The organism is Mycobacterium sp. (assembly GCF_049280035.1).
GTDB lineage: Bacteria > Actinomycetota > Actinomycetes > Mycobacteriales > Mycobacteriaceae > Mycobacterium.
In genome coordinates this window covers 1-18,084 of sequence record NZ_JBAPPI010000211.1, presented here as the reverse complement: position 1 = coordinate 18,084, position 18,084 = coordinate 1, and the positions used below count along the sequence as shown (strand labels likewise).

Genomic DNA, 18,084 nt, shown 5'->3' with positions numbered 1-18,084 from the left:
ACCAGTGAACCCCGACTGGGATCGAATCGGACGGGAAGGCCGTAGCCAACAACATCATGACTGCCGTCGATTCCCCCGAAAAGATACTCTTCGCCTCCACCACCCAAGCTTTTCTCCAAAAAGAGGTTCCGCTGAGCCGGGTGCGGGAGCTGCACGCGGCGGGTGTCTCGTTCGACCAGACCTGGTGGCAGCGGGCCGCTGAGCTGGGCTGGACGGCCTTGTTGGTGCCCGAGGAACTGGGCGGCGGCAGCGTCTCGGGCGACGGTGTCGCCGATCTGGCGATGGTCGCCGAACAGCTCGGAAAGACGGTGGCGCCGGGGCCGCTGTACCCGGTCAGCACGGTGCTCGCGGGGCTGGTGGACTGCGCTGAGCGACAGTCCCATGTGGCCACGATCCAGTCGCTGATCTCCGGCGAAATGGTGGCGTCTTGGGCGGTCTACGAGCCGGGGCAGGGCTGGGCGCCCCACGAGCCGTCGGTGACCTTCACCGAGACCGGTACCGGCTACCGCATCGACGGTGTCAAAGATCGTGTGGAGGCGGGTGCCCAGAGCGGTCTGCTGCTTGTGGTGGCACGAGGTGACGACGGCGTGCGCCAGTTCCTGGTGCCCACCAACGCCGCGGGGGTTCAGATCGAGCCGCAGCAATCGGTCGATCTGGTCAAGCAATACGCCCGCGTGCATTTCGACGGCGTGGACGTCGAGCACAGCGCGGCCGTCGGTAGCGCCGCCGAGACCACCGAACTCATCGATCATCAAAGCCACGTCGCGCAGGTGCTGCAGTGCGCCGAAGTAATCGGCATTCTGCAAACAGTTTTCGACTTCACCGTCGCTTGGGCGTTGGACCGGCACACCTTTGGCCGCCCGCTGGCGTCCTACCAAGCACTCAAACACCGCTTCGCAGATATGAAGATGTGGTTGGAGGCATGCCGGGCCACGACGGCCGCAGCGGTGGCGGCCGTGGCCGCCCGTTCGTCCGACGCCGGTTTGTCGGCCAGCATCGCCAAGTCGTACGTCGGGGAAATGTCGCCTGAAATCGTCCAGGGCTGTGTGCAGATGCACGGTGGAATCGGCGTCACCTGGGAACACGATCTGCACGTGTACTTGCGGCGGGTTGCGCTGTACCGGGCCATGTTTGGCACGCCCGAAGAGCACAACCTGCGGGTGTACCAGTGGCAGGAGACCGGAAACCCAGCCCCGAGGTCTGCTTGATGGCTACGGCATCCAAGGCGTCCGGGACCGACACGGTGGCATCCACCGGCGTCGAAAGCATCGACGAGTTCCGTGCCCGGGCGAGAGCCTGGCTGGCTGACAACATGCCACCGATTGACCCCGCGCATCCGCCGGCCGCCCATCGCGACGAGGAACGCTGTTGGCAGCGGGCTCGCGAGCTGCAAAAGCGGTTGTATGAAGGCGGATTCGCCGGCATCTGCTTTCCCCCCGAGTACGGCGGGCTGGGACTGGACTACGAGTGTCAGCGGGCATTCGACGAGGAGAGCCACAGCTATGAGATGCCGCTGATCCTCAACACACCGACGTTCACCATCTGCTGCGCGACGCTGCTCGACACGGGTAGCGAAGAACAAAAGCGTCAGCACATCGCCGCCGCGTTGCGGGGTGACGAGGTGCTGGTTCAGTTGTTGTCCGAGCCCAGCGGCGGATCGGATCTCGCCGGCGTGATCACCCGGGCCGAGCGGGATGGTGAGCATTGGGTTATCAACGGCGCAAAGACGTGGAGCACCAGCGCATTCGCGGCCGACTACGGCCTGTGCCTGGCCCGCACCAATTGGGATGTGCCCAAGCATGATGGCCTGACCATGTTCTTGGTGCCGATCAAGCACCCGGGAATCACGTTGCGGCGCATCACTCAGCTGAACGGGTCGACGGAGTTTTGTGAAGAGTTCCTCGATGGTGTCGACGTCGGCGCCGACGCTGTCGTCGGCGAAGTCAACGACGGATGGACGGTCGCCTCACGCCAGCTCTACCACGAGCGCCGCGCGGTGGGCGGGAGTTCGGAATTCGCCAGCGGCAGTGGCAGTGAGGGCGGCCGAACGACGCCGGTGAACTATGCGCGGTTGGCCGAGACGATCGGGCAGGCCGACAACGAGCGGGTACAACAGATAGCCGGACGGGCATTAGTGCACCGGGCGGTCAGCGACCAACTGGGCGACCATGTTTACCGCAGCGTCCGCGACGGCATCCTGCCGCCGGCCGCCGGAACCCTGCTCCGCCTTTTCCACGCCGAGACGGTCACCCTGGAGATGGATGCCGGGCTGGCAATCACCGGAACGGCCGGGGTCGTCGGCGCAGAAGGGGAGGGCCTGCAGATCGGCCTGCGCTACCTGTCCCGGCAAACCGTTTGCATCGGCGGGGGCACCAGCGAGTTGGCCCGCAACGTCATCGGCGAGCGCGTGCTGAACTTCCCCCGCGAGTACGCCGCCGACCGTGGTGTGCCGTTCAGCCAGGTGCGGCACGGCAACTAACCACCCGCCGTCTCGCCGCTATACCGTGCGAGCCAACCTACCCGCGAGCAACTCGGCGAACCGTGCCGGATTCTCAGGTGTGTCGCCTTCGGCGAGAAGTGCTGTGCCATACAGTAATTCGGCGGTCTCAGCGACCGATGGGTCATCGGCGCGGTCTTTGTGTGCTTGCTGCAAGCCGGTGACCAGTGGATGGTTCGGGTTGATTTCCAACGTCCGCTTCTCGACCGGAACGTCTTGGCCGGAGGCCCGGTACATGCGGGCGAGCGTCGGGGTGATGCCGAAGGCGTCGGTGATCAGGCAGGCCGGCGACTGCGTCAGTCGGGTAGACAGCCGCACTTCCTTGACGTGCTCGCTCAGGGTCTCCGTCAGCCAGGTAAGCAGGTCGGCGAAATCCTTCTCGCGCTCTTTGCGCTCGGCCTCGTGGGCCGTCTTCTCTTCCTCGGTGTCGAGGTCCACCTCGCCCTTGGCCACCGACTGCAGTGGTTTGCCGTCGAACTCGGTCACCGACCCCAGCCAGATCTCGTCGACGGTGTCGGTGAGTAGCAGCACCTCGTAACCCTTGGCCTTGAATGCTTCCAGGTGCGGTGAGTTGAGGATCTGCTGACGTGACTCTCCAGTGGCGTAGAAGATCTGCTGCTGGCCGTCCTTCATCCGTTCGACATAGTCGGTGAGGGTGGTGAGTTCGTCGTCGCTGTGGGTCGAAGCGAACGAGGAGATTTGCAGCAACGTCTCCTGGTTGTCGAAGTCCCGCATCAGGCCTTCTTTCAAGACCTTCCCGAACTGGCCCCAGAACGTGCGGTAATCCTCCGGCCGCTCGGACTGCAGATCCTTGATCGTTGATAGGACCTTCTTGGTCAAACGACGCCGGATCGCGTTGATCTGTCGATCCTGCTGCAGGATCTCGCGGGAAACGTTCAGCGACAGATCCTGTGCGTCGACGACGCCCTTGATGAAGCGCAGATATCTGGGCATGAGCTCTTCGCAATCGCCCATGATGAAGACGCGCTTGACGTACAACTGGACACCGATGTTCGCCCCCGGTTCGTATAAGTCGAATGGGGCGCGGGACGGGATGAAGAGCAGGGCCTGGTACTCGAAGGTGCCCTCGGCCTTCATCGAGATGACCTCGAGCGGATCGTCCCAGGCATGGGCGATGTGCTTGTAGAACTCCTTGTACTCTTCCTCAGAGACCTCGTCTTTGGGCCTGGCCCACAGCGCCTTCATCGAGTTGAGGGTCGCGGTCTCCAGTGTGATGGTCTCTTCCCCGCCTTCCTCGGAAGCAGGGGTCCTTGTCTCCACCTCCATCCGGATGGGCCAGGCGATGAAGTCGGAGTACTTCTTGACCAGCGTCCTGATCTTCCACTCCGAGGTGTAGTCGTGCAGTGCGTCCTCGGTGTCTTCTGGCTTGAGGTGCAGCGTGACCGACGTTCCCTGGGCAGCACCCTCGACCGCGGCGATCGTGTACGTGCCGTCGCCGCTGGACTCCCACTTGGTCGCCTCGCTCTCGCCGGCCTTATGTGTGAGCAGCTCGACCTTGTCGGCCACCATGAACGTGGAGTAGAAGCCGATACCGAATTGGCCGATCAGTTCTTCGGACACCGCTGTGTTTTTGGCGGTCTTGGCTTCGCGCAACTGCTGGCGCAGCTCGGCGGTGCCCGACTTGGCCAGGGTGCCGATCAAATCGACGACCTCGGCGCGCGTCATGCCAATGCCGTTGTCGCGAATGGTCAGGGTGCGAGCGTCCTTGTCTGCCTCGATCTCGATGTGCAGATCGGACGTGTCAGTGATATTTGGGTCCAGGTCTTTATTACGGAACGCTTCGATCCGCAGCTTGTCCAGCGCATCGGAGGCGTTCGAGATCAGCTCCCGCAGAAATGAATCCTTGTCGGAGTAGACCGAGTGGACCATCAAGTCCAGCAGTTGTCGCGCCTCGGCCTGAAACTCCAACTGCTCGACGCCGGCGGTCATCAAATTCCCCTCCACAAGATTCGCGTTCGAGGGGCAGGCTACAGGATCGCTCCGCTGTCTTTGGCCTTGGCGATGTCGTCCCAGTCGAAGCCGAGTTCGAGCAGAATCTCCTCGGTGTGTTGCCCGTGTTCGGGCGCGCGCCCCGGACCAGGTGGCGTTTCATCGAACTGCACTGGCGCAGCCACCATTACGTACTCGACGCCCTGGTCGTCGACGTTGGTGATCAGGTAGCCGTTGGGTTTGCTTTGCGGGTCGTTGAGCGTCTCACGGGGTGTGGCCAGCGGCGCCCACACGCCGGGTTCGTCGGCCAGTGCTTGGCGCCAGTGTTCCAGGTCGTTCTCGGCGAACTTGGCGCCGATCAGGGCGGTCGCCTCGGCGGCGTTGGCGACCAGATTCGACGACGGTACGAAGCGCTCATCGGTGGCCAGTTCCGGCAGCCCGATCCGCTCACAGAATCCCGCCCAGAACTTGTCCGGCTGCAGAAACACCAACTGGATCCACCGGTCATCCTTGGTCTTGTAGCGGTTGACCAGCGGGTTCATCGCCAGCCCCGGCGGCGCTCCCGGGATGCCGTCGATGCCGAAGAGGTCGGCGACCGAGATCGACGGCGCGATGCTCCACATCGCCTGGGCCAGTAGCGACGAATCCACGATCGTCGGCTCCCCGGTGCGCTCGCGGTGGAACAGTGCTGCGCAGACTCCGCCGGCCAGGGTGATTCCGGCCTGTAGGTCGCCGAAGGCCGGACCTTGCACGGCGGGATTCTCGGTGCCGAACGGCGTCAGCGTGTAGGCGACTCCGCCGCGGGCCAAATAGGTGGCGGCGTCAAAGCCGCCGCGGTCGCGGTCGGGGCCGCGCACACCCAACCCGGTTCCGCGGGCGATGATGATGTTCGGGTTGAACGCGCGGATGTCCTCGACCGTCAGACGTGCCCGCTCGAGCACCGCCGGGAGCCAGTTGGTGAGCAGCACGTCGGCGTCGGCCAGTAGTCGGCCGAAGAATTGCCGACCGGTCTCACTCTTGAGATCTAAAGCGATGCTTCGCTTTCCGCGGTTGCTCAGCTCTAGGATGAAGTCGGCATCGGCACGTGCAGCTTGCCGGGTGAACCCTCCGACCACCAGCGCCCGGCCAGGATCACCGACGACGCTCTCCACCTTGATGACCTCGGCGCCCCAGTCCGCCAGGGCGACACCGGCAGCAGGGACGTACGTCCAGGAAGCCAGCTCGACGACCCGGACACCACTGAGCACCCCTGACATTTGCCCACTCTTTTCGGTGTCTTTTCTATTTTAGGTAGTATAGATACTATAGGTATTTGTCAGCCTGTACTGCAACGACGCAGCGTCCTGGAAGAGATGCGATGGAGTCCAACGCTCGTCCGGCCCCAACCCATGGCCGGGTCAGCGCCGCATTTGGTTTTCCCGGCACTCGCGTGAAAAATCCTGAGCCCCAGTGTGGTTCGTCTTTAACAGTGCTGAGAAAGGACCGGCGATGGGCAGAGTGACGGGCAAGGTAGCTGTGGTCAGCGGAGCCGCGCGTGGTCAGGGCCGCTCTCACGCCCGAATGCTCGCCGCCGAGGGCGCCGACATCATCGCGGTGGACCTGTGCGCGGACATCGAAACGAACGAGTACCCGCTAGCCCGTCCGGAGGACCTCGACGAAACCGCCCGGCTCGTTGAGAAAGAGGGCCAGCGCGTCTTCACCGAAATCGCCGACGTCCGCGACCGCGCCGCCCTGTCCGCGGCGATCGACCGGGGCGTCGCGGAGTTGGGTCACCTCGACATCGTGATCGCCAACGCAGGAATCTGTCCGCTGACCGCGGGCCTGCCGCCGCAGGCCTTCGCCGACGCGGTGGACGTCGATCTGGTCGGCGTGCTCAACCTCGTGCATTCCAGCCTTAAACACCTGCAGGCCGGGGCCTCGATCATCGTGATCGGATCCAACGCGGCCTTCATGTCGTCGATGAACACCACCGGCATCGACGGCGGTCCCGGCGGCGCAGGATATGCGTTCGCGAAAATAGCTGCCGCACACTATGTCAACGATTTTGCGCTGGCACTGGCCAAGTTCTCCATCCGGATGAATGCAGTACACCCGACGAACGTCAACACCGACATGCTGCACAGCGCGCCGATGTACCGGGCCTTCCGGCCGGACCTGAAGAACCCGACTCGAGAAGACGCCGAACCGGTTTTCCCGCTGGTGCAGGCGATGCCGGTGCCTTATGTCGAACCCGAGGACATCAGTGAGGCCGTGCTATTCCTGGCCTCGGATGCTGCGCGCTACATCACCGGCCAGCAGTTGCGCGTCGACGCCGGTGGCTTCCTCAAGGTGAAGCCGTGGTCGGGCGCATGACGTTCAGTCAATCGAACTGCAGCCCAACCGAAATGGAGAGGTAAGCATGCCCACCGCCGACGACGATGCAGAGCGAAGCGATGAGGAGGAGTGGGCGCATGCCTAAAGGGATCATCTACCTGGAGTCGATGCCGGTGTCGCCGGACCGCGTCGAGGACTACCACAAGTGGTACAACGACACCCATCTGGCCGAGATCTGCTCGGTGGACGGCATCGTCTCTGCGCGCCGGTTCGCGCCCACCGACGGAAAAGGCCCATTCATCGCTATCTACGAGCTCGATTGCGACGACCTCGACTCGGTGGTGCAACGGCTGGGGGAGCTCGGTGCCAGCGGGAAGATGTCGTCGCTGGAGCTGCTCAACATGGAGACCCCGCCAATTCCCAAGGTGTATGGGCAGATCGGCTCCTACACAAAGTGACTTCGATCGTAGAGGTAGCTCCAGAGCTCCAGAAGCGCATCTATTCGCTGATGGTGCTGATGAAGGCGGCCGACGACCGGCTTTCGAAAGGCATCGGCACCGGCGAGTTCATGTGCGTGTACTGGCCGTCGCGCGGCCAGGAGGCGATCGCCGCGGCGATGGGGGTATCGCTGCGACCCGACGACCAGCTGGTCACGACCTACCGGGGGCTGCACGATCTGATCGGCAAGGGCGTCCCGCTCGAGGAGATCTACGGCGAGATGATGGGCCGCACCGTCGGCGCCAGCCGGGGCAAGGGCGGCACTATGCATATCGCCAAACCCGATAAGGGCGTGATGCTTTCGACCGGGATCGTCGGGGCCGGACCGCCGGTGGCGGTGGGTTTGGCGATGGCCGCCAAACGCAAGCGCCTCGACCGGGTCACGGTGGTCAGCTTCGGTGACGGCGCCACCAACACCGGCTCATTCCACGAAGCGGCCAACATGGCCGCGCTGTGGGATCTGCCGGTTGTATTCGTGTGCCAGAACAATCTCTACGCCGAGATGACGCCGACCGCCGACACCATGAAGCTCGAACACGTCTCCGAGCGGGCGGCCGGTTACGGCATGCCGGGTGTACGCGTCGACGGCAACGACCCGCTAGCCGTCAAAGCCTCGCTCGACGAAGCCCTGCACCGGGCCCGCACCGGCGGCGGCCCGACGTTCATCGAGTGTGTGACTTTCCGTTTTCGCGGCCATTACTTCGGTGACCGGATGGCGTATATCCCCAAAGACCAATTGGCCGCGGCGATCGCCGCCGATCCGGTGCCGAGATTCCGCGACCACCTCGCCGACACCGGCATCTGCGGTGGCGATGAGCTCGACAGCTTCGAAAACGAGGCCGCAGCGACGGTCGAAGCCGCGCTGAAAACCGTGATGAGCGCGGACTCCCCGTCGATCGACGAGCTCGACCAAGACGTGTACGCAACCCCGATCAAGTTCCCGGTGTAAAGGCATGGAAGATAAAGAGATGACGATGCGCGAGGCGCTGAACCTCGCGCTCGACGAGGCCCTGCAGGCCGACGATCGCGTCTTCCTGCTCGGCGAGGACATCGCCGATCCCGGAGCGACCGGGCCGACGGCAGGGTTGTCGACGAAATACGGCCACGACCGCGTGCTGGATACCCCGATCTCGGAAGCCGCGATCGTCGGCGCCGCGATCGGCGCCGCCATCGACGGACTGCTGCCGGTGGCCGAGATCATGATCATGGATTTCATCGGGATCGCTGCGGACCAGCTGATCAACAACGCCGCCAAACTGCGATTCATGACCGCCGGGCGAACGACGGCGCCGATCACCGTCCGCACTCAGGTGTATGCGGGTCTGGCCACCGGTGCCACGCACTCGCAAAGCCTGGAGGCGTGGTTCATGCACATCCCCGGCATGAAGGTGATCGTGCCGTCCACCCCACGCGACGGCAAAGGCCTATTGACTTCTGCGATCTTCGACGAGGACCCCTGCCTGTTCGTCGAAACCGTGCGACTGCAAAGTAAAAAGGGACCCGTGCCCGTCGAACCCGGGTTCTCGATTCCGCTCGGCCAAGCCGACATCAAGCGAGCGGGCACCGACGTCAGCGTGATCAGCTACGGTCGCAGCGTGCACGAAGCCCTCGCGGCCGCGGCCACATTGGCCGACCAGGATGTGAGCGCGGAGGTCGTCGACCTGCGTACTCTCGTGCCGCTCGACGTCGAGACGATCGTCGAATCGGCACGCCGTACCCGCAGAGCCGTGATCGTCCACGATGCAGTGCAATTCGCCGGTCCTGGAGCGGAGATCGCCGCGATCCTGCAGTCCGAACTGTTCGGCGAACTCGCCGCGCCCGTCGAGCGGGTGGGTGCCAGGTTCGTCCCCAACCCTGCCGCGGCCGCGCTGGAGGCGCAGGTCTACCCGTCGGCGGCCGGCATTGTCAAAGCAATACAGCGCACTTTGGACAGGGCTAATATCCATGGCTGACTTCGTCATTCGCATCCCGCGGGTATCGGTGGCCGTCGCAGAGGCCGAGTTGACCGACTTTCTGGTCGATGCCGGGCAGCACGTTGAAGAGGGCACACCGATCTACGTGATCGCGACCGAGAAAGTGGAACAGGAAATCGAGGCCGGGGCCTCGGGCACCGTGCAGTGGACTGGCCAGGTCGGCACGACGTACGACATCGGCGCAGAAATCGGCGTCATCACTTCATAGAGGAAGGGTACGAACAGATGGATCTCAACGAGACCCGCGAAAGAATCATCTACCAAAAAGATGGGCCGATCGCGAAGATCACCCTCAACTGGCCTGAGAAGGCCAACGCCCAGGATCAGAAGCTGGCCGAAGAAGTCGATGCCGCATTGCTCGATGCCGACCGCGACTATGACATCAAGGTTTTGGTGCTGAAGGCCAATGGCAAGGGATTTTGCTCCGGGCACGCCATCGGCAACAACGCCGTCGACTATCCGGCGTTCGTCGAGAACGCCATGGTGACAGGCCACCCGTGGAAGGCGCAGTCGGATCTCTTCGTCAAGCCAACCCTGAATCTGTGGGAGTTCTCCAAGCCCACCATCGCGCAGGTCCACGGATACTGTGTGGGCGGCGGCACGCACATGGGCCTGACCACAGACATCGTCATCGCCTCCGAGGACGCCTACTTCTCTTACCCGCCCCTGCAGGGGTTCGGCATGCCATCCGGTGAATGTTCCATTGAGCCTTGGGTGTTCATGAACTGGCGCCGCGCCGCCTACTATCTGTTCACCGCCGAGGTGATCGACGCCAAGAAGGCGCTGGAGGTCGGCCTCGTCAACGAGGTGGTCAAGCGGGAGGACCTCGACGACCGGGTGGACGCGATCGCCCGCCACATTGCCCAGGCACCGTTGACGACGCTGATGCTCACCAAGGCCAACCTCAAACGGGCCTGGGAGCTGATGGGCATGCGGGTGCACTGGCAGAGCTCCAACGACCTGGTCGCGCTCGCCTCGATCAGCAAGGATGTGCAGCAGTTGATTCAGCAGGTGTTCAAGGACAAGGTGTTGCCGTCCGAGCACGCGCGACGTCAGGCGGCCGCGGCCGCGTCGACCGATGGCGCAACGGCCACTTAATCTCTCGAGGTCTGCTGGTGAACATCGCCGATCACGCGATCAGCGCCGCAGAGTCGCCGGCCCTCATCATTGCGGACGGCGACTCGGTCCCGTTCGGCGAGTTGAATGCCCGCAGCCAACGGGTCGCCGCGGCACTGCACAGCGCCGGGTTGCGCCGCGGCGACGGCGTGGCCCTGGTCCTGCCGAACCGGCCCGAGTTCTTCGAAATCACCTGGGGCTGTCAGCGTTCCGGGCTCTACTACACCGCCGTCAACACCCACTTCACGCCCGACGAAGTCGCTTACGTCATTGACGACTCAGACGCAAAGGCGGTGTTCGTCGACGCGTCGATGGGCGACCTCGCCGCGCATCTGCGCAGCGGGAATGCCACTGTCAACGTCCACATCGCGGTCGGCGGAGACCTCCCGGGCTGGCGATCCTACGACGACGCCGTGGCGACGGCGGGCGATGTGCCGCCAGTGTCGGACGGGTCGGAGATGCTGTACTCGTCGGGCACTACCGGGCGGCCCAAGGCCGTGCGTCGACCGCTCCCGACTGATGGCAACGGCTCGTGGGCCCAGTCAGTCCTGGAGATGGCGCTGATCCACAAGTACGGCATGAGTCGTGCGAGCGTGTACCTGTCGCCGGCACCGCTGTATCACGCCGCCGGGGTGAACTACACGATGGCGGTCAACCGTGTTGGCGCCGCCGCGATCATCATGCGCAAGTTCGACGCGGAGGCTGTGCTGCGGTTGATCGAGACGCACCGGGTCACCCACGCGCAGTTCGTACCGACGATGTTCGTGCGGATGCTCAAGCTGCCGAAGGCTGTTCGTGAGAAATACGACGTCTCGACCCTGACGTGTGTGATCCATGCTGCAGCGCCGTGCCCGGTGGATGTCAAGCACGCAATGATGGAGTGGTTCGGGCCGATCATTCACGAATACTATGGCGGGACAGAGGGATTCGCGGGTGCCACGATCGGGCCTTTAGCGTGGCTGGCTCATCCCGGCTCGGTGGGTATACCAATGGCCCCGGTGCACGTGGTCGGCGAAGACGGGCAGGAGCTTCCCGTCGGGCAGTCCGGCGAGCTTTACTTTGAAGGTGGACCCGACTTCGAGTACTTCAAGGACCCCGCCAAGACCGCGTCGGTGTACAACGACCGCGGCTGGCGCTCGTTGGGAGATATGGGCTATGTCGACGAGGACGGCTACATGTACCTGACCGACCGATCGACATTCATGATCGTCTCCGGCGGGGTGAACATTTATCCGCAAGAGGCGGAGAACCTGCTGATCATGCATCCCAAACTGGTCGACGCGGCGGTGTTCGGTGTTCCCAACGACGAGTTCGGTGAAGAGGTCAAGGCCGTCGTGCAACCGGTCGAGGGCGTCACGCCTGGGCCCGACCTGGAAGCCGAGCTCATCGAGTACTGCCGAACACACCTCGCCGGCTATAAGTGCCCGCGCACAGTTGAATTCGACCCGGAGTTGCCGCGGGACCCGAACGGAAAGCTCTACAAGAGGCGTATCCGCGAACGTTACTGGCAAGGGCGGGTATCACGGATCTTATGAGCCAACAGAATGGTTGAGCTAAGAAGAGGACAGTGAGATGGCCAACCCAACAACCACTGGACGAACTGATGTGAACTGGGAACCGCTTCCGGTGCCCTGGGCGGTTCAGGCCGTCGATCGGATTCCCAAGCAGCGCTACTACGATCCGGACTTCTACGCGCTGGAAACCGAGCTGTTCTGGCCGCGGGTGTGGCAGATGGCGTGTCGGCTCGAGGAGATCCCCAAGGCCGGTGACTTCGTGGAGTACGAAATCCTCGACCAGTCGATCATCGTGGCGCGAGTCGACAGCGAAACCGTCCGGGCCTACCACAACGCGTGCCGCCACCGCGGGGTAAAGCTGGTGGAGGGCAGCGGAAATCGGCGCGCCTTCGTCTGTCCGTTCCATGGGTGGTGCTGGGGCATCGACGGTCGCAACACATTTGTGTTGCGACCCGAGGTGTTCGCAGAGGACAACCTGTGTCCGGACGATCTGCAACTCGTGTCGGTCAGGTGCGAACTGTGGGGTGGGTGCGCGTGGATCAACCTCGACGACGACGCGCCGGCGTTACGGGACTGCATGGAGCCGTTCGCGTCGATCTATGACGCCTGGAAGGTCGAGTCGCTGCGCGTCGAGTGGTGGCAGTCGTGCCGGCTGCCGGTGAACTGGAAGCTGGCGACGGCTGCGTTCATGGAGGGCTACCACGTTCCGCAGACTCATCCGCAGCTGCTGCCGTCCGCGCAGACCGGTGCGCCTTCTCCGGCAGTGCATCCCATTGTCCAGAGCAGCCTCTACTTCATGCGCACGTTGGGTGACGGCATGGGTGGCATGACCCACGAGAACGACATCCGCGTCGCCGAAGGCCTGCAGCACATCGAGCTGTCGTCGGATCCGGCCGAGGCGATGACCGCCTGGCGCAGTGCTCTCAACGATGCCGTCGTGAGCTGGCATCGGGCGCGGGGCAGCGACATGCCCGACCTCAACGACCTTGTCCGCCGCGGGATTACCGATGCGATCGGATTCTGCTTTCCGCACCACTTCATCCTGCCCACCTACAGCAGCGCCTCGTCGTACCGGATCCGTCCGCTCGGTCCGGAGGAAACGCTGTTCGAGATCTGGTCGCTCACCCGTTTCCCGTCAAACCTTTCCGCGGGAAAGCCCACACCACCCGAGCCGATGGCGCCGGACGACCCGCGTTGGCCGCCGATCCCCGCCCAAGACTTCTCCAACCTGCCGCGACAGCAAAAAGGGCTACATTCCAAGGGGTTCGAGTACATGCGCCTGTCGGAGCAAATCGAAGGGCTGATCTCGAACTTCGAGCGTGTCGTCGACGGCTTCCTCGCCGGATTGCCCTACGACACGCTGGTACCGGCGATCCAGAAAACCAACACCACCATCGATGTGCCGATTGTCGATCTGGGATTCACTGCGGAGGCGCCATGACCACCCAATGGGACCACTCCGTCGACCTGGTCATTGCGGGCAGCGGTGGTGGCGGCATGGTCGCGGGGCTGGCCGCACTCGACTGCGGGCTCGAGCCGCTGATCGTCGAAAAGCAAGCGCTGGTTGGCGGATCGACGGGACTGTCCGGCGGTATCGTCTGGCTGCCCAACAATCCGCTGATGCGGGCCGATGGCATAGCGGACTCGCACGAAGACGGGCTTGCTTACCTGGCCGACGTCGTCGGCGACATCGGCGCACCGTCGTCGCCGGAGCGCCGTGAAATGTTCCTGACGGCGGGCTACGAGATGATCAATTTCCTGATCCGCAAGGGCGTCCAGCTGATCCGTTGCGCAGGCTGGAGCGATTACTACCCAAACCATAAGGGCGGCAATGAAGCTGGCCGCGCATTGGAGGGTATTCCGTTCGATGCCGCCGAGCTCGGCAGCTGGAGTGACAAGGTGCAGCCGCCGCTGGCCAAGAACTACGGGTACGCGGTGCTGACCAACGAGCTTCGTTCGGTTCAGTATTTCAACCGTGCGCCCCGCGCCTTCGCAGTGGCCACCCGGGTTTTCCTGCGCACCGCGGCGGCCCGGATCCGCCGGCGCCAGATCCTCACCAACGGCGCCTCGCTGATCGCTCAGATGCTCAAAGCGCTGATGGATCTCAGCGACGGCCAGCCACCGCTGTGGATAAACGCCGCCGTGGACGACCTCATCGTCGAAGACGGGCGAGTGGTCGGTGCGCGTATCGTCCGCGACGGCAACCCGCTGAATGTCGAGGCACGCAAGGGAGTCCTGCTGGCCGCCGGCGGGTTCGGGCACAACGCCGAGATGCGGCGGCGTTACAGCGGCGACCAACCCAACGAGGCCAAGTGGTCGATAGCTAACGCGGGTGATACCGGCGAGGTGCTGCAAACCGCGATGCGACTGGGCGCCAAGACCGATCTGCTGGACGAAGCATGGTGGCTGCCTTCAGTTTTCATCGCTAACGGCGGGGCTGCCGCCGCGTCGTTGGGTTCGGGACGTCAGCGGCCCGGCGCCATCTATGTGGATTCGACGGGCAGGAGGTTCTGCAACGAGTCGAACTCCTACGTGGAGGTCGGCAAGGCGATGTACGCCAACAAGGCGGTGCCCTGCTGGATGATCTTCGACGACGGATATGTGCGCAGATACGTCACCAGCGCCAACCCGCTGAAGCGCAACCAGCAGCTGCCGTCCGAGCTGATCAAGTCGGGGGCGGTCAAACGTGCCGACAGCATCGAAGACCTGGCACGCCAGATCGACCTTCCCGCAGACGAACTGACGCGTACGATCCAGCGCTTCAATCAGTTTGCCATCAAGGGTCTGGATCCCGACTTCGGCCGGGGACAGTCGGCCTACAACGACTGCCTTGGTGATCCGGGGTATCGGCCGAACGCCGCCGTCGGCCCGCTTCACCGGGCGCCGTTTTACGCGACGAGGGTGCTTCCGGCCGATGTCGGCACATGCGGCGGCGTGATCACCAACGAGTACGCACAGGTTCTCGATGAGCAGGACCAGGTGATCGACGGCCTGTACGCCACCGGCAACACCACCGCGACAGTGATGGGCCGAACCTATCCGGGCGCCGGCGCGAGCATCGCCAGCTCGATGGTGTTCGGTTATGTCGCCGCGCGGCACGTGGCAGGGCGCAAAGTCGCCGGCCAGATGAGCCGCTAGCTGTCGTCCGCGGTTTCGTCGCGCCCCACGAAATCCCTTGGCTTCAAGCCTGATTGCATGAGCTGGGCTCGGCGTGCCTGGACGTCGGAAGCCGCGCCGACCATGTTGGTCAAGATGTGGCTGACCTGGAGGTGCACCCGCATACCCATCAATTCCCAGGCCCGTTTCACGCTGTTCTTCACCGCCATCAATGTCGTCAACGGGATCTGGGCGATCTTGCGCGCCATCTCCTCGACGACATCCTCGAGATCCTCCCGGGGGACTACCTTGTTGAGGAGCCCCCAATCGAGCGCCTCCTGCGCCGACAGCGTCGGTGCCAGCAGCAGCCAATCCATCGTGCGATGCCAATTCATCAGCAGCCACGGCTCGATCATGGTGTGCCCGCCGGGCTCGCCGAGACTCTGCGCAAGGGGCATCTGAAAATACGCGTCGTCGGACGCGACACAGAAGTCGGTCAGCAAGCCCAGATAAATGCCACCACCCATGCAATAGCCGTGAATCTGCGAGATCGTCGGCTTCGGGAATTCCCACAGATACAACGTCGGCCACAAAAACAGGTCGGCGGTGCCCTTGTAGAGATCCTCGAAGGTGTCGCCGAAATCTGGATACGGATTCTCGTCGGGACCCCAGCGGGCCACGTGCCCGCCGCAGAAGCCGTTGCCGTTGGCCTTGAGGATCACCACCTTGATCTCGCGATCACGGTCGGCCTCGTGCAGGCAGTTGTCGACTTCGGTGACCAGCGTTGCGTCTTTGGTGTTGGCCTTGTCTCCGCGGTTGAGAATGATCCGGGCAATCGGTGGATCGCGTTCATAAATGACCGCATCCATGACACGCCGCTCCATCCCGGTGACATTACCGGACACAGCCATATCGGAATTCGTTTAACGGTTGCGCGATGTTCGCGGTCGGAGTGAAGTGGTATTGAGGGTGTTCGCTGCCCCGATAGGGCAATCCGCGAGCGCGGCCACAGCCCGGATCGTGATGACGAATGGAACTGAAGATGACTACTCCGCCAGACCGAGTGGCGCATCTGGACCTGGTAGCGCGCCTCAAATCTTCCTACCCGGAACTCCCGGACGCGCCCACGCCCGATCTCATCGATCACGAGCGATTTACCGCCTACACCAAGACTCCGCACGATGTCGGCGGTGAGCCAGCTGCCCCCATGGAATTCGAGAACAAGCAATACGAGATGTGGGAAGAAAACACCTACGTCATGTGTGAGGTTCTCGGCTGGCGTGGGATCTGGTTGTCCGAGGAACGACGCCGGATAGGCAACGTCGACCTGGGCCGCACCATCTACCTCGGCCTGCCCTACTACGGGCGCTGGCTGCTGGCCGTCGCGCGCGTCCTCGCCGAAAAACACCACATCGGCATCAGTGAGTTGGCCGAACGCATGGCCGAGGTGAAGGCACGGTATGCGGGCGGCCTGCGGGGAAAGCTTTTGGAGGCCAAGCCCAAGTTCGAGGGTGACCCTGCCACGGTCAACCGCAACCGGCACCACATGCACGCCGTCGGCAAGGGCGACCCGCAAGTGTTTGCCGGACAAGCCGGCGAGCCGAAGTTCAAGGTCGGCGACAGGGTTGTGGTGCGGGAGTTTCCCGTGCTGCTGTACACCCGTACCCAGGAGTACGTTCGTGGCGCCACGGGGGAGATCGCGGTTGTCTCCTACGAAAGCCCCGTCGCCGAGGACGAAACCTGGGATGGCCCCGACCAGAAGCCTGAGTGGTTCTACATCGTGCGGTTCAACCTTTCTGAGTTGTGGCACGGATACACCGGCCCCGGCAATGACACCCTGCAGACCGAGATCCCGGAGCGGTGGCTCGCGCCGGCGGGCTGACTGCGCCGAGCCAAGCCGTCGTCCAACTGACTTCATCCTGAAAGGATTTCAGCATGACCGGTCACGATCACGACCACGAACGCACCGCTGCGCCCATGGTGGACGAGATCACCGACTTCGAAGTCCTGGAGATCGCGCTTCGCGAATTATGCATCGAAAAGGGAATTTTCACCGCTGAGGAGCACCGCCGCTTCACTGAGTTCGCCGAACAGATCGGTCCAACCCCTGCCGCGCATCTGGTGGCGCGGGCCTGGATTAGTCCTGAGTTCAAGAAACTGGCCCTCGCGGATCCGCTGGCCGCCAGCAAGGAAGTCGGCGTCGACTGGTTGCAACCCACCGGTTTCGGAACACCGAGTGATTTCACCGCGCTCCATGTGCTCGAAGACACCCCGACCCTGCACCACGTGATCGTCTGCACGCTGTGCTCCTGCTATCCGCGTCCGATCCTGGGCAATTCGCCCGAGTGGTACCGCACACCCAACTACCGCCGCCGCATTGTGCGCTGGCCGCGACAAGTGCTCGCGGAGTTCGGTGTGTACCTGCCGGAGGATGTCGAAATCCGGGTGGAGGACTCGAACCAGAAGCACCGTTTCATGGTGATGCCGGTGCGTCCGGAGGGAACCGAGGGCTGGACCGAGGATCAGCTGGTCGAAATCATTACGCGCGACTGCCTGATCGGCGTCGCGTTACCGAAGGTTGGTGTGACGACCAACGCGGTGACCAAGACCCGCCCGGCTATTCATCCCGCGAACGAGTAAGCGACGGGGTAACCGGTGAGCAACTCAGCGAGACTGGATCCGGTCGAGGGTTCCTCGATCGCGCCGTTGGCGAAAATTGTTGAACGAAACCAGGTCTGGGGCCGGATGGCGGCAAAGTATGGCGTTGAGAACCCGGTGCCGCCGTGGAAATCGAGCCTCGATGGGATCTGTGACGCACTTGACCAAAGCAGCTGCGGCGCATCGTTACTCAGCGTCGACCGGCGTAACGAAGAGGACGCGCTGTCGGCAACGGTCTACTCCGGCCTGCCCTACCCGGAAAACCGGTTGGTCGCGCTGACGCACTCGCTTGTACGTCGCGGACTCATCGACGAGGCCGAGTTGGAGGAACGACTGGCCGCTGTGCGGGCCAGGCTGGAAGCCTGACGGTCGCGCTGGTAGAGGTAGCGACGCCCGACGGATCAGGCTGACACTGGTTTCTTGACCGGCTTGGAGACCTTCATCAGCTTCATCAGGTTGCCGCCCATGA

General features: G+C 63.5%; 17 protein-coding genes. 14 read left to right on the top strand and 3 right to left on the bottom strand.

Annotated elements, in window-relative coordinates:
- The first annotated feature begins 56 nt into the window (after nt 1–56).
- Both WAN71_RS06950 and WAN71_RS06945 read left to right on the top strand, forming a co-directional pair.
- Nucleotides 57–1,208 (top strand): acyl-CoA dehydrogenase family protein, encoded by a 1,152-nt coding sequence (locus WAN71_RS06950; protein WP_422224626.1) that lies wholly within the window; start codon nt 57–59, stop codon nt 1,206–1,208.
- Nucleotides 1,208–2,479: an acyl-CoA dehydrogenase family protein gene (locus tag WAN71_RS06945; RefSeq protein WP_422224625.1), complete on the top strand. Its 1,272-nt coding sequence runs from the start codon at nt 1,208–1,210 to the stop codon at nt 2,477–2,479. The genes WAN71_RS06950 and WAN71_RS06945 overlap by 1 nt, the downstream gene beginning before the upstream one ends.
- Before the next feature lie 18 nt (nt 2,480–2,497).
- On the opposite strand, the gene htpG is transcribed toward WAN71_RS06945, so the two are convergent.
- The gene (gene htpG, locus WAN71_RS06940; protein ID WP_422224624.1) at nt 2,498–4,447 is read right to left on the bottom strand and encodes a molecular chaperone HtpG; all 1,950 of its coding nucleotides are present in this window, start codon (nt 4,445–4,447) and stop codon (nt 2,498–2,500) included.
- 38 nt (nt 4,448–4,485) lie between these two features.
- Complete coding sequence (locus tag WAN71_RS06935) at nt 4,486–5,703, bottom strand: CaiB/BaiF CoA transferase family protein (RefSeq protein ID WP_422224623.1); 1,218 nt, start codon at nt 5,701–5,703, stop codon at nt 4,486–4,488.
- Nucleotides 5,704–5,935: 232 nt separating this feature from the next.
- On the opposite strand from WAN71_RS06935, the gene WAN71_RS06930 reads away from it, so the two are divergent.
- From WAN71_RS06930 to WAN71_RS06890, 9 genes are all read left to right on the top strand, one after another.
- Nucleotides 5,936–6,799: a mycofactocin-coupled SDR family oxidoreductase gene (locus tag WAN71_RS06930; RefSeq protein ID WP_422224622.1), complete on the top strand. Its 864-nt coding sequence runs from the start codon at nt 5,936–5,938 to the stop codon at nt 6,797–6,799.
- Between the two features lie 98 nt (nt 6,800–6,897).
- A complete protein-coding gene (locus WAN71_RS06925; RefSeq protein ID WP_422224621.1) occupies nt 6,898–7,218 on the top strand; it encodes a hypothetical protein in 321 nt (106 codons plus the stop codon).
- A 50-nt stretch (nt 7,219–7,268) separates the two neighbouring features.
- Nucleotides 7,269–8,207, top strand: a complete 939-nt coding sequence (locus tag WAN71_RS06920) for a thiamine pyrophosphate-dependent dehydrogenase E1 component subunit alpha (protein WP_422224651.1) — start codon at nt 7,269–7,271, stop codon at nt 8,205–8,207.
- A 4-nt stretch (nt 8,208–8,211) separates the two neighbouring features.
- Entirely contained in the window at nt 8,212–9,210 is a 999-nt protein-coding gene (locus WAN71_RS06915) for an alpha-ketoacid dehydrogenase subunit beta (protein WP_422224620.1), read from the top strand.
- Nucleotides 9,203–9,439, top strand: a complete 237-nt coding sequence (locus WAN71_RS06910; RefSeq protein WP_422224619.1) for a biotin/lipoyl-containing protein — start codon at nt 9,203–9,205, stop codon at nt 9,437–9,439. The genes WAN71_RS06915 and WAN71_RS06910 overlap by 8 nt, the downstream gene beginning before the upstream one ends.
- A 17-nt stretch (nt 9,440–9,456) precedes the next feature.
- Complete coding sequence (locus tag WAN71_RS06905; RefSeq protein ID WP_422224618.1) at nt 9,457–10,329, top strand: enoyl-CoA hydratase-related protein; 873 nt, start codon at nt 9,457–9,459, stop codon at nt 10,327–10,329.
- A 17-nt stretch (nt 10,330–10,346) separates the two neighbouring features.
- Complete coding sequence (locus tag WAN71_RS06900) at nt 10,347–11,882, top strand: acyl-CoA synthetase (protein ID WP_422224617.1); 1,536 nt, start codon at nt 10,347–10,349, stop codon at nt 11,880–11,882.
- Nucleotides 11,883–11,919: 37 nt separating this feature from the next.
- Nucleotides 11,920–13,302 (top strand): aromatic ring-hydroxylating oxygenase subunit alpha, encoded by a 1,383-nt coding sequence (locus WAN71_RS06895; protein ID WP_422224616.1) that lies wholly within the window; start codon nt 11,920–11,922, stop codon nt 13,300–13,302.
- Nucleotides 13,299–14,999 (top strand): FAD-binding protein, encoded by a 1,701-nt coding sequence (locus WAN71_RS06890; protein ID WP_422224615.1) that lies wholly within the window; start codon nt 13,299–13,301, stop codon nt 14,997–14,999. The genes WAN71_RS06895 and WAN71_RS06890 overlap by 4 nt, the downstream gene beginning before the upstream one ends.
- On the opposite strand, the gene WAN71_RS06885 is transcribed toward WAN71_RS06890, so the two are convergent.
- The gene (locus WAN71_RS06885; protein ID WP_422224650.1) at nt 14,996–15,841 is read right to left on the bottom strand and encodes an enoyl-CoA hydratase-related protein; all 846 of its coding nucleotides are present in this window, start codon (nt 15,839–15,841) and stop codon (nt 14,996–14,998) included. The genes WAN71_RS06890 and WAN71_RS06885 overlap by 4 nt on opposite strands.
- Nucleotides 15,842–15,999: 158 nt before the next feature.
- Between WAN71_RS06885 and WAN71_RS06880 the strand changes: the two genes are divergently transcribed.
- The 3 genes from WAN71_RS06880 to WAN71_RS06870 all read left to right on the top strand — a co-directional run bounded on the left by WAN71_RS06880 (nt 16,000) and on the right by WAN71_RS06870 (nt 17,981).
- Nucleotides 16,000–16,839, top strand: a complete 840-nt coding sequence (locus tag WAN71_RS06880) for an SH3-like domain-containing protein (RefSeq protein ID WP_422224614.1) — start codon at nt 16,000–16,002, stop codon at nt 16,837–16,839.
- A gap of 53 nt (nt 16,840–16,892) precedes the next feature.
- Nucleotides 16,893–17,597, top strand: a complete 705-nt coding sequence (gene scnC, locus WAN71_RS06875) for a thiocyanate hydrolase subunit gamma (protein ID WP_422224613.1) — start codon at nt 16,893–16,895, stop codon at nt 17,595–17,597.
- 105 nt (nt 17,598–17,702) lie between these two features.
- Nucleotides 17,703–17,981: a thiocyanate hydrolase gene (locus WAN71_RS06870; protein ID WP_422224649.1), complete on the top strand. Its 279-nt coding sequence runs from the start codon at nt 17,703–17,705 to the stop codon at nt 17,979–17,981.
- Nucleotides 17,982–18,084 lie beyond the last annotated feature (103 nt).

Excerpts from the sequence above, each read along its gene's own strand:
- WAN71_RS06890 (WP_422224615.1), top strand. The coding sequence starts at position 13,299 with ATGACCACCCAATGGGACCACTCCGTCGACCTGGTCATTGCGGGCAGC.
- WAN71_RS06925 (WP_422224621.1), top strand. The coding sequence starts at position 6,898 with ATGCCTAAAGGGATCATCTACCTGGAGTCGATGCCGGTGTCGCCGGAC.
- WAN71_RS06915 (WP_422224620.1), top strand. The coding sequence starts at position 8,212 with ATGGAAGATAAAGAGATGACGATGCGCGAGGCGCTGAACCTCGCGCTC.
- htpG (WP_422224624.1), bottom strand. The coding sequence starts at position 4,447 with ATGACCGCCGGCGTCGAGCAGTTGGAGTTTCAGGCCGAGGCGCGACAA.
- WAN71_RS06870 (WP_422224649.1), top strand. The coding sequence starts at position 17,703 with ATGGCGGCAAAGTATGGCGTTGAGAACCCGGTGCCGCCGTGGAAATCG.
- WAN71_RS06880 (WP_422224614.1), top strand. The coding sequence starts at position 16,000 with ATGACTACTCCGCCAGACCGAGTGGCGCATCTGGACCTGGTAGCGCGC.
- WAN71_RS06920 (WP_422224651.1), top strand. The coding sequence starts at position 7,269 with ATGGTGCTGATGAAGGCGGCCGACGACCGGCTTTCGAAAGGCATCGGC.
- WAN71_RS06905 (WP_422224618.1), top strand. The coding sequence starts at position 9,457 with ATGGATCTCAACGAGACCCGCGAAAGAATCATCTACCAAAAAGATGGG.
- WAN71_RS06895 (WP_422224616.1), top strand. The coding sequence starts at position 11,920 with ATGGCCAACCCAACAACCACTGGACGAACTGATGTGAACTGGGAACCG.
- WAN71_RS06935 (WP_422224623.1), bottom strand. The coding sequence starts at position 5,703 with ATGTCAGGGGTGCTCAGTGGTGTCCGGGTCGTCGAGCTGGCTTCCTGG.
- scnC (WP_422224613.1), top strand. The coding sequence starts at position 16,893 with ATGACCGGTCACGATCACGACCACGAACGCACCGCTGCGCCCATGGTG.
- WAN71_RS06950 (WP_422224626.1), top strand. The coding sequence starts at position 57 with ATGACTGCCGTCGATTCCCCCGAAAAGATACTCTTCGCCTCCACCACC.
- WAN71_RS06910 (WP_422224619.1), top strand. The coding sequence starts at position 9,203 with ATGGCTGACTTCGTCATTCGCATCCCGCGGGTATCGGTGGCCGTCGCA.
- WAN71_RS06945 (WP_422224625.1), top strand. The coding sequence starts at position 1,208 with ATGGCTACGGCATCCAAGGCGTCCGGGACCGACACGGTGGCATCCACC.
- WAN71_RS06930 (WP_422224622.1), top strand. The coding sequence starts at position 5,936 with ATGGGCAGAGTGACGGGCAAGGTAGCTGTGGTCAGCGGAGCCGCGCGT.
- WAN71_RS06885 (WP_422224650.1), bottom strand. The coding sequence starts at position 15,841 with ATGGAGCGGCGTGTCATGGATGCGGTCATTTATGAACGCGATCCACCG.